The 13,878-nt window shown below is 70.4% G+C and carries 17 protein-coding genes and 1 riboswitch; of the genes, 8 read left to right on the top strand and 9 right to left on the bottom strand.

Translation table 11 applies throughout. The annotated features are described in order from the left end of the window. Positions 1–33: 33 nt before the first annotated feature. A complete protein-coding gene (thrC, locus tag LY13_RS04600) occupies positions 34–1,296 on the bottom strand; it encodes a threonine synthase (RefSeq protein ID WP_253826896.1) in 1,263 nt (420 codons plus the stop codon). Positions 1,297–1,309: 13 nt separating this feature from the next. Then, positions 1,310–1,442, bottom strand: a riboswitch (SAM riboswitch). Between the two features lie 113 nt (positions 1,443–1,555). Between thrC and holA the strand changes: the two genes are divergently transcribed. Continuing rightward, complete coding sequence (gene holA / locus LY13_RS04595) at positions 1,556–2,536, top strand: DNA polymerase III subunit delta (protein ID WP_253826895.1); 981 nt, start codon at positions 1,556–1,558, stop codon at positions 2,534–2,536. Between the two features lie 179 nt (positions 2,537–2,715). Here the strand turns inward: holA and rpsT are convergent, their stop codons facing one another. Further along, positions 2,716–2,976 (bottom strand): 30S ribosomal protein S20, encoded by a 261-nt coding sequence (gene rpsT / locus LY13_RS04590; RefSeq protein ID WP_253826894.1) that lies wholly within the window; start codon positions 2,974–2,976, stop codon positions 2,716–2,718. A 165-nt stretch (positions 2,977–3,141) separates the two neighbouring features. On the opposite strand from rpsT, the gene LY13_RS04585 reads away from it, so the two are divergent. Then, complete coding sequence (locus LY13_RS04585) at positions 3,142–3,528, top strand: VOC family protein (protein WP_253826893.1); 387 nt, start codon at positions 3,142–3,144, stop codon at positions 3,526–3,528. Between the two features lie 126 nt (positions 3,529–3,654). Next, positions 3,655–5,520 (top strand): translation elongation factor 4, encoded by a 1,866-nt coding sequence (gene lepA, locus LY13_RS04580; RefSeq protein ID WP_253826892.1) that lies wholly within the window; start codon positions 3,655–3,657, stop codon positions 5,518–5,520. A 132-nt stretch (positions 5,521–5,652) separates the two neighbouring features. Here lepA and LY13_RS04575 read toward each other — a convergent pair whose 3' ends face one another. Continuing rightward, on the bottom strand, positions 5,653–5,865 hold the full coding sequence (locus LY13_RS04575) for a hypothetical protein (RefSeq protein ID WP_253826891.1): 213 nt from the start codon (positions 5,863–5,865) through the stop codon (positions 5,653–5,655). Positions 5,866–6,141: 276 nt separating this feature from the next. Here LY13_RS04575 and LY13_RS04570 point away from each other — a divergent pair, with 276 nt between their 5' ends. After that, a complete protein-coding gene (locus LY13_RS04570; RefSeq protein WP_253826890.1) occupies positions 6,142–7,194 on the top strand; it encodes a nitronate monooxygenase in 1,053 nt (350 codons plus the stop codon). A 135-nt stretch (positions 7,195–7,329) separates the two neighbouring features. Here the strand turns inward: LY13_RS04570 and LY13_RS04565 are convergent, their stop codons facing one another. Next, positions 7,330–8,448 carry an alpha/beta fold hydrolase gene (locus tag LY13_RS04565; protein WP_253826889.1) on the bottom strand — a complete coding sequence of 373 codons (1,119 nt, stop codon included), beginning with the start codon at positions 8,446–8,448 and terminating at the stop codon, positions 7,330–7,332. Positions 8,449–8,559: 111 nt separating this feature from the next. Further along, complete coding sequence (locus LY13_RS04560; RefSeq protein WP_253826888.1) at positions 8,560–9,525, bottom strand: quinone oxidoreductase family protein; 966 nt, start codon at positions 9,523–9,525, stop codon at positions 8,560–8,562. Between the two features lie 32 nt (positions 9,526–9,557). Here LY13_RS04560 and LY13_RS04555 point away from each other — a divergent pair, with 32 nt between their 5' ends. The 4 genes from LY13_RS04555 (at position 9,558) to LY13_RS04540 (ending at position 11,506) form a co-directional block, all read left to right on the top strand. Beyond that, the gene (locus tag LY13_RS04555; RefSeq protein ID WP_253826887.1) at positions 9,558–9,788 is read left to right on the top strand and encodes a hypothetical protein; all 231 of its coding nucleotides are present in this window, start codon (positions 9,558–9,560) and stop codon (positions 9,786–9,788) included. Positions 9,789–9,798: 10 nt separating this feature from the next. Further along, positions 9,799–10,221 (top strand): guanyl-specific ribonuclease, encoded by a 423-nt coding sequence (locus tag LY13_RS04550; RefSeq protein ID WP_253826886.1) that lies wholly within the window; start codon positions 9,799–9,801, stop codon positions 10,219–10,221. 2 nt (positions 10,222–10,223) lie between these two features. Beyond that, positions 10,224–10,604, top strand: coding sequence for a barstar family protein (locus tag LY13_RS04545; RefSeq protein WP_253826885.1), 381 nt, complete (start codon positions 10,224–10,226; stop codon positions 10,602–10,604). Between the two features lie 68 nt (positions 10,605–10,672). After that, the gene (locus LY13_RS04540; RefSeq protein ID WP_253826884.1) at positions 10,673–11,506 is read left to right on the top strand and encodes a phosphatidylinositol-specific phospholipase C/glycerophosphodiester phosphodiesterase family protein; all 834 of its coding nucleotides are present in this window, start codon (positions 10,673–10,675) and stop codon (positions 11,504–11,506) included. A 105-nt stretch (positions 11,507–11,611) separates the two neighbouring features. Here LY13_RS04540 and LY13_RS04535 read toward each other — a convergent pair whose 3' ends face one another. The 4 genes from LY13_RS04535 to LY13_RS04520 all read right to left on the bottom strand — a co-directional run bounded on the left by LY13_RS04535 (position 11,612) and on the right by LY13_RS04520 (position 13,873). Beyond that, entirely contained in the window at positions 11,612–12,379 is a 768-nt protein-coding gene (locus LY13_RS04535) for an enoyl-CoA hydratase-related protein (RefSeq protein ID WP_253826883.1), read from the bottom strand. 41 nt (positions 12,380–12,420) lie between these two features. Beyond that, the gene (locus tag LY13_RS04530) at positions 12,421–12,825 is read right to left on the bottom strand and encodes a MerR (RefSeq protein WP_253826882.1); all 405 of its coding nucleotides are present in this window, start codon (positions 12,823–12,825) and stop codon (positions 12,421–12,423) included. Then, a complete protein-coding gene (locus LY13_RS04525; protein ID WP_253826881.1) occupies positions 12,822–13,085 on the bottom strand; it encodes a hypothetical protein in 264 nt (87 codons plus the stop codon). The genes LY13_RS04530 and LY13_RS04525 overlap by 4 nt, the downstream gene beginning before the upstream one ends. Positions 13,086–13,189: 104 nt before the next feature. Next, complete coding sequence (locus LY13_RS04520) at positions 13,190–13,873, bottom strand: sirohydrochlorin chelatase (protein ID WP_372493746.1); 684 nt, start codon at positions 13,871–13,873, stop codon at positions 13,190–13,192. Positions 13,874–13,878 lie beyond the last annotated feature (5 nt).

Raw genomic sequence — 13,878 nt, 5'->3', positions numbered from 1 at the left:
GCGGGGGCCCCGTGCGCGGACGCGGGGTCGGGCTCAGCTGCCGAGGATCTCGTTCACGGCGGCGGCCGACGGCGCGACGGTCGCCTTCGGGCCGATCTTGTCCTCGACCGCGTCGAGCGTCTTCAGGCCGTCACCGGTGATCAGCAGGACGGTCTCGGCGTCCGGGTCGATCTTGCCGGCTTCGATGAGCTTCTTCGCCGTCGCGACGGTCACGCCGCCCGCGGTCTCGGTGAAGATGCCCTCGGTGCGGGCGAGCAGCCGGATGCCCTCGACCACCTCGTCGTCGGTGACGTCCTCGATCGCACCGCCGGTGCGGTTCACGGTGTCGAGGACGTACGGACCGTCGGCCGGGTTGCCGATCGCGAGCGACCGGGCGATGGTGTCCGGCTTCACCGGCTGGACGACGTCGTGGCCGTTGCGGAACGCGGACGAGACGGGGGAGCAGCCGCTGGCCTGGGCACCGAAGATCGTGTACGGCGAGTCCTCGACGAGGCCCAGCTGAGCCAGCTCCTTGAAGCCCTTGTCGACCTTGGTCAACTGCGAACCGGACGCGATCGGCACCACGATCTGCTCCGGCAGCCGCCAGCCGAGTTGCTCGGCGACCTCGAAGCCGAGGGTCTTCGACCCTTCGGAGTAGTACGGCCGCACGTTGACGTTGACGAACGCCCACGACTCGTGCTCGGCGGCCAGCTCCGTGGCCAGGCGGTTGACGTCGTCGTAGTTGCCGTCGACGGCGAGCAACGCGCCGTCGTAGACCGCCGTGGTGAGGATCTTGGCCTGTTCGAGCGACGACGGCACGAGCACGACCGACTGCCAGCCCGCACGCGCCGCGGCCGCCGCCACGGCGTTGGCCAGGTTGCCCGTCGACGGACAGGCCAGCGTGTCGAACCCGAACTCACGCGCCGCGGCGAGCGCCACGGCGACCACGCGGTCCTTGAACGAGTGCGTCGGGTTGCCGGTGTCGTCCTTCACCCAGAGGCGCTTCACGCCGAGCGCCTTCGCCAGGTTGTCGGCCCGCACCAGCCGCGTACAGCCGGGCTCGGTGTTCGGGATCTCCTCGACGTTGGACGGCACGGGGAGCAGCTTCTTGTAGCGCCAGATGTTGCGCGGCCCGGACTCGATGTCCTCCCTGCGGACCCTGCCGAAGTCGTAACCGACCTCGAGCGGCGAGAAGTCCTCGGCGGAGACGAACTCCGGGGCGAGCGGCTGGCGGTGCCCCTCTTCCTTCGACACCAGTTCGACGGCCGGACCGAGGTCGACGGCGGTGTTGGTGGAGGGGGTCAGGGCTGCGGTCATCGCGAGGTTCCTTTCCTCATCTGCCCCGCTGGCACGGGTCGGAATTAGCACCGTTGTCGTCAGCTACCTCGCGGAATCGAGATGACAGGCTGACGCCGGTTGCCGGGGCTTCTACGGGCCGTTCCCTCTGCCCCTCTTGATGAGCGGTATTCGTTTATCCGCCGTATGCCTGCGCGGCGTGTTCGGAGTCCACACTAGGGCATGGCGATCAGTCCCGGCCATGCCGTTGCAATCCATGTCACCGTGGCAGGATCTGGGTGTGACCGCGTCCTCCGCCGCTCCCGCGCCCCTGCACCTCGTGCTGGGCGACGAAGAACTGCTCGTAGACCGGGCCGTGCACGCCGCCGTCGGTGCGGCCAGGACCGTGGACGAGACCGCGGAACTGACGCGAACGAAGGTGTCCGAGCTCACTCCTCCGGAACTGGCCGAGCTGGTCAGCCCGTCGCTGTTCAGCGAGGCCCGCGTGATCGTGCTCGAACAGGCGCAGGACATCGGCCAGGAGCTCGCCGACGCCGTGCTGACGTATCTCAAGGATCCCGCCGACGGCGTGACCCTCGTCGTCGTGCATTCCGGGGGCGGTCGGAGCAAGGCCGCGAAGTCGCTGCCCACGGCGTTGAAGAAGGCCGGCGCCGAGGTCACCGAATGCGCCAAGATCACCAAGCCCGCCGAGCGCGAGGCTTTCGTGCGCGCGGAGGTCAAACGGGCGGGTGGCCGGATCGATGCGGCGGGCGTGTCCGCCCTGGTCGATGCCGTCGGCTCGGACCTGCGGGAGCTCTCGTCCGCGGCGACCCAGCTCGTGGCCGACTCGGGCGGCAAGGTCGACGAGGACGCCGTGCGCCGCTACCACCGGGGCAAGGCCGACGTCACCGGGTTCCTGGTCGCCGAGAAGGCGGTCGGCGGGGACCGGGCGGCGGCCTTGGAGACTCTGCGGTGGGCGCAGCAGATCGGCGTCCCCCACGTGCTCATCGCCGACGCGCTCGCCGACGCGGTACGTACCGTCGCCCGGGTCTCCGCCGCGGGCAGGGGGAACCCCAACCAGCTGGCGGGTGAGCTCGGGATGCCGCCGTGGAAGATCCGCAAGGCCCAGGGCCAGACCCGCGGTTGGAACGCGGCCGGGCTCGCCGAAGCCATGCGTACCGTCGCCCGCGTGAACGCCGAGGTCAAAGGCGCGGCGGCCGACCCCGACTACGCCCTCGAACGCGCCGTCCTCGATGTCGTGGGCGCGAAGCAGAGCCGCTGACCGGGGGACGACGGCGCCTCGGTAGCGGGCGCTGCACCCCGGAACCTGCAACACGCTCCCCGGGATCCGCAACACGAGCCCCGGAACCCGCAACACGGCGGCGACGGGTGGGCGCATGACGAAGCCCCGGCTCCGTGACTGACGGAACCGGGGCTTCGCCTGCGTCGACGAGTGAAAGCTCAGAGCTTGTTCACGCGCTGGGCCATGGCCGACTTCTTGTTGGCGGCCTGGTTCTTGTGGATGACGCCCTTGGTGGCGGCCTTGTCCAGCTGACGGCCGGCGGCGCGCTGCAGCTCGACGGCCTTGTCCTTGTCGCCGGCGTCGGCGGCCTCGCGGAACTTGCGGATCGAGGTCTTCACCGCGGACTTGACCGACTGGTTGCGCTGACGGCGCTTCTCGTTCGTCTGGATGCGCTTCATCTGGGACTTGATGTTGGCCACGAGGTGACTCCTTCACGTTCGGCCGTGTCCTACGGCGGTTCGATTCGCTGCCGCGCTCGTCTCGGCCCCGGCTGAGCCGGGTTTCCTCCCTGGCGGAATGCCGCACGGCAGCGATGGCACAGCTTACCAGCGCAGGGTGCGGGCGACGTGTGAGACCCTGCGGCCATGGACGTGCTGAACAGCCGCATCCTGCTGCAGCCGCGGGACCCGGAGGTCACGACCGCGTTCTACCGCGACACTCTCGGGTTGGCGATCTACCGCGAGTTCCCCGGTGGAACGGTGTTCTTCCTCGGCGGCGGCCTGCTGGAGATCGTCGGCCGTGCGAGCTCCGGGCCGAGCGAGGACATGGCGCTGTGGCTGCAGGTTCGCGACCTGCACGCCGAACTGGCGACCCTCCGGGAGCGGGGAGTGGAGCCCGAACGGGGCCCGCGGCGCGAACCTTGGGGCCTCGACGAGGCGTGGTTGCGGGACCCGGACGGCGTGCGGATCGTGCTGGTGCAAGTGCCGTCGGACCACCCGCTGCGGACCGACGTCCGGCCGTCCGACGGCTGAGGCCGGCCGCCGGACGGCCGCGGCTCCGCCGTTGACCTCGCCGGACGCGGCGGCCTCCGGAGGAACCCCACGGGCGAGGGCATGGGACCATGGGGCAGGCCGTCCACGAGCGATCCGAGGAAACGAGTGACAAAGAACCGCCCGTCCGCCGAAAAGACGTTCACGCCGCCGGAGTTCATCCGCAACTTCTGCATCATCGCCCACATCGACCACGGCAAGTCGACGTTGGCCGACCGGATGCTGCAGCTCACCGGCGTGATCGAGCAGCGGGTCATGCGCGACCAGTACCTCGACCGCATGGACATCGAGCGGGAACGCGGCATCACGATCAAGGCGCAGAACGTGCGGCTGCCGTGGCACGTCGACGGCCAGGACCACGTCATGCACCTGATCGACACCCCGGGCCACGTCGACTTCACCTACGAGGTCTCACGTGCGCTCGAGGCGTGCGAGGGTGCGATCCTGCTCGTGGACGCGGCCCAGGGCATCGAGGCGCAGACGCTGGCCAATCTGTACCTCGCGCTCGAGAACGATCTGCAGATCATCCCGGTGCTGAACAAGATCGACCTGCCCGCGGCCGAACCCGAGAAGTACGCCGCCGAGCTGGCGAACATCATCGGGTGCGACCCGTCGGACGTGCTGAAGGTGTCGGCGAAGACCGGCGAGGGCGTCGAGGAGGTGCTGAACGAGGTCGTGCGCCAGGTGCCGCCGCCGGAGGGCGACGCGGACGCGCCGGCCCGCGCGATGATCTTCGACTCGGTGTACGACACCTACCGCGGCGTCGTGACCTACATCCGCGTCGTGGACGGCAGGATCACGCCGCGCGAGAAGATCCGCATGATGTCGACCGGCGCGACGCACGAGCTGCTCGAGGTCGGCATCATCTCGCCCGATCCGAAACCGTCCGAGGGGCTCGGCGTCGGTGAGGTCGGCTACCTCATCACGGGCGTGAAGGACGTTCGGCAGTCGAAGGTCGGTGACACGGTCACGTCGGAACGGCGCGGTGCCGAGAAGCCGCTCGCCGGGTACCGCGAACCGCAGCCGATGGTGTTCTCCGGGCTCTACCCGGTCGACGGCTCGGACTACCCGGTGCTGCGTGACGCGCTCGACAAGCTGCTGCTCAACGACGCCGCGCTGTCCTACGAGCCCGAGACGTCCGTGGCGCTGGGCTTCGGATTCCGCTGCGGCTTCCTCGGGCTGCTGCACCTCGAGATCACCCGGGCCCGGCTGGAGCGTGAGTTCGGCCTGAACCTGATCTCCACGGCGCCGAACGTCGTCTACGACGTCTTCCTCGACGACGGCACCGAGCACGTCGTCACCAACCCGTCGGACTGGCCGACCGAGGGCAAGATCGCCGAGACCCACGAGCCGATCAGCAAGGTGACGATCATCGCTCCGTCGGAGTTCGTGGGCGCGATCATGGAGTTGTGCCAGGGCAAGCGCGGCACGATGCTCGGCATGGACTACCTGTCGGAGGATCGGGTCGAGCTGCGGTACCAGCTGCCGCTCGCCGAGATCATCTTCGACTTCTTCGACTCGCTGAAGTCCCGCACGCGTGGTTACGCCTCACTCGACTACGAGGATGCCGGTGAGCAGACCGCCGAGCTGGTGAAGGTGGACATCCTGTTGCAGGGCGAGGCCGTCGACGCGTTCTCGGCGATCGTGCACAAGGATTTCGCCTACAGCTACGGCAACAAGATGACCAAGCGATTGCGCGAGCTGATCCCGCGGCAGCAGTTCGAGGTGCCGATCCAGGCCGCCGTGGGCTCGCGCATCATCGCGCGCGAGACGATTCGCGCGATCCGTAAGGACGTCCTCGCCAAGTGCTACGGCGGTGACATCTCGCGGAAGCGCAAGCTGCTGGAGAAGCAGAAGGAAGGCAAGAAGAAGATGAAGACCGTCGGCCGGGTGGAAGTGCCCCAGGAGGCGTTCGTCGCCGCACTGTCCACCGAGGACGGCGAGAGCAGTGACAAGGGCAAGGGCAAGAAGTAACGACTCGCCTCCGGATCGGACCGTCCGATCACGACACTCGTGGTCGTGACGCCGGTCGTGGCCGACATCTCGTGACAGCCGAGGGCCGCGCGATCCCCCGGGACCGCGCGGCCTTCGTGGTCCGAGGCGGGATCAGCTCACGCCGAGCAGCACGCCCAGAGCCTCGACCAGCGAGGCGGACGTGGCGGCGATCGTCTCGTCGAGATACTCGGCGATCGGCGTCAGCTCCGCCGCCGAGGCCGTCCCGCCGAGCACCGCCACCATCGGGACGGCGAGCGCGCTCACGGCGAGGCCGCGCATGGTCCAGCGCTTCGCGGCGGACGGGGTCTGCTGCTTCTCGGTCATAGGTTCTCTTCCTCTCGGGTCGTACGCGAAGGGATCTCGCGTATGGCCGGGAGCCTGCACTGCTCCGAACAGCCCACTCAAGATTCGGCGGACAGGATTAGCAGGCCCGAAACGAGGTGTAGCTCAGGTGGGTGACGCCGGGTCATCGTGGCGTTACGTTGCCGGTTCGGATGTCAGTTGATCGCGATCTCCCGTCCGCGGTCCACCGCGCCGCATGCCGGTGACACCCCGATGCCGCATCGAGCCCCGGCGGTACCCGTTCGTACGATGAGGGGCATGTTCGAGTCCTTGCGCGTCCCGGTGATCGCGGCGCCGATGGCCGGCGGTCCGTCCACTCCGGAACTGGTCACCTCGGTCGTGCGGGCAGGTGGCTTCGGGTTCCTCGCCGGGGGCTACCTCACGGCCGCGACGCTGGCCGACCAGATCCACAAGACCCGTGAACTCGCGGGGGAGACCTTCGGGGTGAACCTGTTCGTCCCCGGCGTGCGGTCGTTGGTCGACGTCACGTCGTACGCCGACCGGCTACGCGGCGAAGCCGACCGTTACGGGGTCACACCCGGTGCGGGCCGGTGGGACGACGACGGCTACGCGGCGAAACTGGACCTCGTCGTCGAACGGCGGGTGCCGGTCGTCTCGTTCACCTTCGGCACGCCGCTCGTCGCCGACATCGAGCGGCTCCACGAGGCGGGTGCGACGGTCGTGGTGACCGTCACGACGCCCGACGAGGCGCGGGAAGCGGCCACGGCGGGCGCGGACGTGCTGTGCGTCCAGGGCTTCGAGGCCGGCGGGCATCGGGCCGTGTTCACCGACGACGCCGGCACCGACAGCGGTGGGCCACTGCTCGGCCTGCTCTCGGCGCTCCGCCTCATCGGAGACGAGACCGACCTGCCCCTCGTGGCGGCAGGCGGGCTCGTGCACGGCGCGGACGTCGCCGCGGTGCTGTCGGCCGGTGCGGTCGCCGCCCAACTGGGCACGGCGTTCCTGCGGGCCGACGAGGCGGGCACCAACGGAACCCATCGCGCGGCCCTCGACGCGGGCGGGCGGCCGACGGCGATCACGCGCGCGTTCAGTGGCAGGCCCGCGCGCGGGCTGGAGAACCGCTTCCTGCGGGAGAACTCGGCGGGCGCGCCCGCGGCGTATCCGCAGCTGAACAACATCACCAAGCCGGTGCGGGCCGCCGCGACGGCCGCGGGCGATCCCGAGGCCGTGTCCCTCTGGGCGGGGCAGACCTACCCGCTGACGGGGTCGGGCCCCGCGGAGGGGATCGTCGCGCAGCTCGTCGACGAGGCACGGGAGGCCGCCTCCGCGGCCGCGCGCCGCCTCGGCTGAGGTCGTTCCGGCCGCGGTGCCACTGCCGGAACGCCGCGCTGCCGCCCTGGTCTGCCTGCCGCCATGATGTTCCGAGCCGCCGTGGTGTTCCGAACCGCCGTGGTCGCGCGGTCGCCGTGGTCTTTCGTCGGGAGGTCAGCCCACCGCGCCCGACAACAGGCCCGCCCGCGTGTTCCGCCGCCCGGACGGCGGCCGTTCGGCCAGTGCGCTGCCCGCGAAGTAGTGCAGCGCCTCCGTGAGCCCGTGCGGATCGTCGAGCTGCGGGCAGTGTCCCCAGTCCTCGCGGACCAGCAACCGGCTGTGCGGCACGAGCGAATGCAGCCGATGGCCCGCGTCGGCGTTGACCAGCCGGTCCCGGCCGCACGCGACGACGAGCAGCGGCAGCGTGATCCGCTCGAGTTCGTAGGCGTCGTCGAGCTCGGCGATGAGGCGAGTGGCCTGCTCCAGGCGTTCGCCCGTCGCCTTGAAGTCAGGGAACAGCTCGACGAACCGAGCGACGTGCTCGGCCGCCGCCTGCTTCGAGTCGGCGTACAGCAGCCGCGGGACGACCTGCTCGGCGATGCCCCGGACGAGGAAGCGCGGGACGGGTACGGGCAGCGACGTGGCCAGCCGGGCGAGGGGGTTGCGCGCGACGCCGCGGACGAGCCACGAGTCGGAGAGCCCGGGTGCCGCGATCGAGGCGACGCCCGACAGCGGCAGGGACGGGTTCTGCGCGGCCCGCAGTGCCATCGTGCCGCCCAGCGAGTTGCCCGCCAGCACGACGCCTCCGAGGGCGGACTGGTCCTGCACCACGGCGGCGGTGAACACGTCGAGCTGCGGCAGCATCGCCCCGGAGCGCAGGGCCGAGGCCTCACCGGAGCCGGGGAGGTCGACCGCGATCGCGGCCACGCCCGCGCGTGCGAGTTCGGTCAGCACCGGACGCCAGGTGTCGGCGCTGTCGCAGTAGCCGTGCAGCAACACGAGCCGGGGTGCGGGCCGGCGGCGTTCGTCCGAGCGCCTGCGGAACCGCCGTCCGGCGGGGCGTTCCACGGGCCGGGGGCCGGCTTCGAGGACTCGGGTCGAGAAGCCACCGAACCGGCGGTAGCCGGAGCGGATCTCGACGTCGACGTCCTGGTCATGGCCCGCGCCGGGGTCGCCGGTGCGGGCCGCGGTATCCGGAGGTTCCGGGGGCTCCGGAGCGTCGGACGCGTCCGGAGTCCCCGGAACCTCGGCTGCTGCCGGGGAGCCGGATGCCTCCCGCCGGGATGCGATCATGGCACCAGGCTAAACACAGAACGCCGGTTCGATCTCCGTAACGAAGGTCACGAAACGATATCGTAACTCTCCGTGTTTGCGGTTTCCCCTGGTCAGCGGTGTTTTCTGGGCTCAGCGTGTGAAAACGATCTTGCCCGATGTCCGACCTTCGAGCATGTCCTCGAAGCCCTTCCGGGCGTCGTCGAACGGCAGCTCGGCGCCGATCTGCGGCCGGATGCCCGCGAGCTCGGTGTAGGAGAGCAGGTCGGCCAGCTCGTCACGGGTTCCCATCGTCGAACCGGCGACCCGCAGCTGCAGGAAGAAGAGGCGCTGCAGCTCGGCGCTCGCGTCCGGGCCGCTCGTCGACCCCGACACGACGATGATCCCGCCCGGTTTGAGCGACTTCATCGAGTGCGACCACGTGGCCTTGCCCACTGTCTCGAACACGCCGTCCACGCGCTCGGGCAGGCGGGCACCCGATTCGAACGTCGCGTGCGCGCCGAGTCGTTCGGCCAGGGCGCGCTTGTCCTCGGAGCGACCGGTGACCCACACGCGCAGACCCGCAGCGCGGCCGAGCTGCACCAGTGCGGTCGACACCCCACCGGACGCGCCCTGCACGAGCATCGTCTGCCCGGGCCGCAGACCCGACTTGACGAACAGCATGCGGTACGCGGTGAGCCAGGCGGTGCCCATCGTCGCGGCCTCGGCCATCGACAGGCCCGCGGGCTTCGGGACGATGTTGCGGGACGGCACCACGACCGCGTCGGCGAACGTGCCCTGGTGCTTCTCGGTCAACAGGGTGCGTTTCGGGTCCAGCGTGTCGTCGCCCTGCCACGACTCGTCGTTGACGACCGAGTGGATGACGACCTCGGTGCCGTCGTCGAGCACGCCGGCACCGTCGCAGCCCAGGATCATGGGGAACTGCTCGCTCTTGATCCCGACCCCGCGCAGGGTCCAGATGTCGTGCATGTTCAAACTTGCGGCTCTGACATTCACCGTGACCCAGCCCTCGGGCACCTCCGGGTCGGGGCGCTCGCCCACGACGAGGGAGGCGAGGGGGTCGTCGGCATTGGCTTCGTTGGCATAGACGGCGAACATGGCGTCAACGTACCTGCAGTAGGCTCGCGGTTGTGTTCGACGGAGTTGCCCGCTGGTGGGACGGGTTCGAGCTCTGGCTCGCGCAGCAGTGGTTCCCGTTGCAGTTCGTGCTGGTCGTGGCCGTACTGCTGCCGATCTGCGCCGCCGCGACCTGGCTGCTCCGCCGTGGTGTGGATCTCGCCATGAACGTCGCAGGCCGGCTGCGGCCGGGGCGGGCGGACGAGCAGGCGGCGAGGCCGGACCGCGGCCGCGGTCGTTCCTAGGGAGGCGCGCGTGTTCTCGCGCAGGCGTATCAGTGTGGCGTTGGCCGGGCTCATCCTGCTCGCGCTCGGCGGCTGGCTGGTGGGGGAGCTCACCGGGGGCGGTGACGCCTCCGGTGGAGGCGGTAGCCTGCCGGGCGCGGAATCCGGTTTCGAGGTGGTGGCCCTCGCCGACCTGCCCCCGGAGGCCGAGGAGACATGGGAACTCATCGAACGCGGTGGGCCCTTCCCGTACCCCGAGCGGGACGGCACGGTCTTCGGCAATCGGGAAGGGCTGTTGCCCGATCAGCCCGACGGCTACTACCACGAGTACACGGTGGCCACGCCCGGCAGCCCGGACCGGGGTGCCAGACGGCTCGTCACCGGCAGTGAGGACGAGCTGTACTACACCGGAGACCATTACGAATCGTTCGTCGTCGTCGATACCCGGACCTGACCGTGACATCCACACCTGCACAGAACCCCGACAGCAGCGCTCTCGTCGCCGACGCCAAGGCGCGCGGCGCGTTCACCTACGTGCTCGACGGCGCCGGCCTGACCGACAAGGCCGCGACCCTCGACGCCATCGCCGAGCTGCTGCGGTTCCCGTCGTACTTCGGCCGGAACCTGGACGCGCTGTACGACTGCCTGACCGACCTGTCGTGGCTGCCCGCGGGGGAGCACGTGCTCGTCTGGGTCGGTGCCGAGGCGCTGAAGCAGGCCGATCCGCGGACCTACGTCGCCGTGCACGGCACGCTCTCGGACGCCCAACGCGCCCTTGCCGCCGGCGGTGACCGGGTGAGCAGCCGCCGGTTTACTGTTCTGCTGGCCGATTCCTGAGGTTCGCCGGGCGGCCACGATCACCCGCTTCGATGGGCTCCGACACAGCCGACGTGAAGGAGTCCCCCATGCGCCCGATCCGCGTCACCGTGACGGCCGCCCTGGCCGCGGTGCTCGCCCTCGTCGCGCCCGCCGCGGCCGGTGCCGACCCACGGCCGGACCTCGGCAAGCCACTGGCGCAGGCGCACGCGCACAACGACTACGAGCACGACCGGCCGTTGCTCGACGCACTGGAGCACGGCTTCACCAGTGTCGAGGCCGACGTCTGGGCGGTCGGCGACGAACTGCAGGTCGCCCACGACTCGTGGGAACTCGACCCGGACCGCACGCTGCGCAGCCTGTACCTCGACCCGCTCCGCGACGCCGTGCGTGGCAAGTCCGGCGTCTACCCCGGGTGGAAGGGGCAGTTCCAGCTGCTCGTCGACATCAAGAGCGACGGGCCGCGCACGTGGCGGCTGCTGGAGGAGCAGCTCGCCGAGTACGAGGGGATGCTCACCCGCTACCGCGACGGAAAGGTCGAACCGGGGGCGATCCAGGTCGTCGTGAGCGGCAACCGGCCCCTCGACGACATGGCGGCGGCCACCGAACGGCGCTCGTTCTACGACGGCCGCTCCGGCGACCTGGGCGGCGACCTGCCCGCCGAGCTGATGCCGCTGGTGAGCGACAACTGGACGAACGTCTTCGACTGGAACGGCGAGGGCCCGATGCCCGCGGACGAGCGGGCGCGGCTGCGCGACATGGTCGCCCGTGCTCACGACGCCGGTCAGCGACTGCGGTTCTGGGCGACCCCGGACGCCGCGGGCGAGGAGCGCGCCGCGGTGTGGACCGAACTCCGCGACGCGGGCGTCGACCACATCAACACCGACGATCTCGCGGGGCTGCGGGACTTCCTGCGCTCCTGAGGACGTTCCCGAGATCGCGGCGGGATGCCGCCCCGGTCGGAGGCGTGACAGCGCAATGCCGCCCTTCCCGGATGCGGGGAGGGCGGCATTCGCGTTCGAGGCGGGTCAGGGAACCCAGCGGGGCGGACGCTTCTCGCCGAACGCGGCGATGCCCTCCTGGCCCTCCTCGCTCGCGAAGTGGTGTGCCGACAACGCCTGCATCTTCTCGAGCTCGGCGCCCATGGTGCGGCCACGCTCGCCCTGCAGCAGCTCCTTGGTCGCGGTCAGCGCGGTCGGCCCGCCGCGTACGAGCGAGTCGACGTAGGAGGCGACCTTCGTGTCCAGTTCGTCGGGCGCGACGGCGGCGTTGAGCAGGCCCACCTCGGCGGCACGCGTGGCGTCGAACGTGTCGCCGGTGAGGAACAGCTCGTGTGCGGCACGCGGGGAGAGCCGCGGCAGCACGGTGACCGAGATCAGTGCGGGCACGACGCCGATGCGGACCTCGGTGAACGCGAACGTCGCGTCGGTCGAGGCCACCGCGATGTCGGCGGCGGCGACCATACCGACCCCGCCGGCGCGGGCAGGCCCGGCGAGCTTGGCGACGACCGGTTTCGGGCTCGTCCAGAGCTGCTCGAGGATCGCGGGGAAACCGTTGACCCCCTGGTCGTCGGAGCCCGTGCCCTTGGCTTCTTTGAGGTCCATGCCTGCGCAGAAGACCGTGCCCGTGTGGGTCAGCACGATCACCCGCGCCCGTTCGTCGCCGGCGGCCCGGGTCAGCGCGTCGGTGAGTTCGCCGCGCAGCTGGGCGGACAGTGCGTTGCGGTTGTGCGGAGAATCCAGCGTGATCGTCGCGACCCCGCCGTCGAGGTCGTAGTGGACGAGTTCGTCAGCCATGCCGAACACTCTGGCACACGCGGTTCGGGGCGGGCTCCGGCTCAGGCCGAGGTGCCGGCGCTCGCAAGCTGCTGGACGCGCTGGTGCGAAATGCCGACGAGGTCGGCGATGGTCCGGTAACTCAGTCCGGCCTCGTGCATCTCAACTATCGCCGAATAGCGCGCTTCGTCGCGTTTGCGCACGGCCTCTTCGGCCGACTGCTCGCGTTCCTGGAGCAGGGCGACGGCAGGCGTCAGGTCGTGCTCGCCCTGCCGATAGTGCCACCTGATCTCGAAATCCTCGGGGTCGAGATCACGAAGGCCCGCGATGAGGTCGCGCACGTCGGATTCGAGATCGCGCATGCGGTCGACATCGGTCGCGCCGCCCGGCAGTCCGTCGACCACGGCGACCCACAGGCCGTCCTCACGAGTGACGACAACGTCGTAGTACGTCCGCTCGTTCGTCACGTCTCCTCCATCCATTTCGTGCCGAAAAGGTGTGCGAGGGCGTCCTCGATGCTGCGGAGGACGGTCCAGGACAGCGCTCGGTTATGGCCGGTGATGGCGAATCGTCCGACTTCCACGCCGGCGGTATCCGTGACGACGTAGACCTGATGGGACCCCTTTCCGCGGTTGGGGATCTGCTCGACCAGCAGCCCGTGCTTACGGGCGGCCCTTCTCGTCAGGCCGAGTACCTTGGCCGGCTTGAGGCTCGTCGTCACCACCATGGTAAGTCTATTGTCCTAGACAGGCAATCGTCTAGTCGGATAGACACGCCATGTGGCACACGCCGTTCGGGGCGGGCTGCGGCTCTTCTGCGGGCGGCCCCGGCTCAGGCGGTGCGGACGGCGCCGGTGAGCGCGTCGGCGTAGCGGTGGAGGACGACCGCGGCGACGCGGGGATCGGTTCCCAGCGGCGCGGCGACGACTGCGCCGGGGGCGGATTCGGCCGTCAACTCCGCGATGCGGTCGGGCAGCAGGCCCGGCGCGAAGAACCACGACGCGACGGCGAACCGGCGCGTGCCGTGGGCGCGGAGCTTGGCGATCGCCGCCGGAACGTCGGGTCGTGCGGCACTGGCGAACGCGGCGGCGACGCGCGCGGGGTGGCGCCCGTCCCAGCCGCGGGCGATGCGGGCGACGACCTCGTTGGCCGGCGCGTGTGACGAGCCGACGGCGGCGAGTACCACGCCGAGGTCCGGGTCCGACAGGTCGGCACCCGCGTCGGCGAGTCGGTCGAGTGCGACGTCCTCCAGCAGCGGGTCGGGCCCGAGGACGTCGGAGACGGTCACCGACAACCGCGGCAGCCGGGTGGTGACCTCGTCGACGAGCGCGGGCAGATCCACCCGCGCGTGATAGGCGTGGCCGAGGAGCAGTGGCACGGCCACGACGTGGCGGTGGCCCTCGGCGTGCAGGTCGGCGAGCGCGTCGCCGACCGACGGTTCGGACAGGTCCAGGAACGCCACGTGGACGTCCGGACCGTCGGAGCGGGTGCGCACCACCTCCGCGAGCGCGCGCACGGTAG

Origin of the sequence: Prauserella aidingensis (genome assembly GCF_024171865.1) — a bacterium.
In the GTDB taxonomy this organism is placed as follows: Bacteria; Actinomycetota; Actinomycetes; order Mycobacteriales; family Pseudonocardiaceae; genus Prauserella; species Prauserella aidingensis.
Note: the sequence above shows the minus strand (reverse complement) of the source record. Positions and strands in the feature narration are given on the sequence as shown.

Bases quoted from the DNA above. Each gene is read 5' to 3' on its own strand.
- thrC (WP_253826896.1), bottom strand. From the start codon at position 1,296: ATGACCGCAGCCCTGACCCCCTCCACCAACACCGCCGTCGACCTCGGT.
- LY13_RS04585 (WP_253826893.1), top strand. From the start codon at position 3,142: ATGGACGTGCTGAACAGCCGCATCCTGCTGCAGCCGCGGGACCCGGAG.
- LY13_RS04575 (WP_253826891.1), bottom strand. From the start codon at position 5,865: ATGACCGAGAAGCAGCAGACCCCGTCCGCCGCGAAGCGCTGGACCATG.
- LY13_RS04570 (WP_253826890.1), top strand. From the start codon at position 6,142: ATGTTCGAGTCCTTGCGCGTCCCGGTGATCGCGGCGCCGATGGCCGGC.
- LY13_RS04565 (WP_253826889.1), bottom strand. From the start codon at position 8,448: ATGATCGCATCCCGGCGGGAGGCATCCGGCTCCCCGGCAGCAGCCGAG.
- LY13_RS04560 (WP_253826888.1), bottom strand. From the start codon at position 9,525: ATGTTCGCCGTCTATGCCAACGAAGCCAATGCCGACGACCCCCTCGCC.
- LY13_RS04540 (WP_253826884.1), top strand. From the start codon at position 10,673: ATGCGCCCGATCCGCGTCACCGTGACGGCCGCCCTGGCCGCGGTGCTC.
- LY13_RS04535 (WP_253826883.1), bottom strand. From the start codon at position 12,379: ATGGCTGACGAACTCGTCCACTACGACCTCGACGGCGGGGTCGCGACG.
- LY13_RS04525 (WP_253826881.1), bottom strand. From the start codon at position 13,085: ATGGTGGTGACGACGAGCCTCAAGCCGGCCAAGGTACTCGGCCTGACG.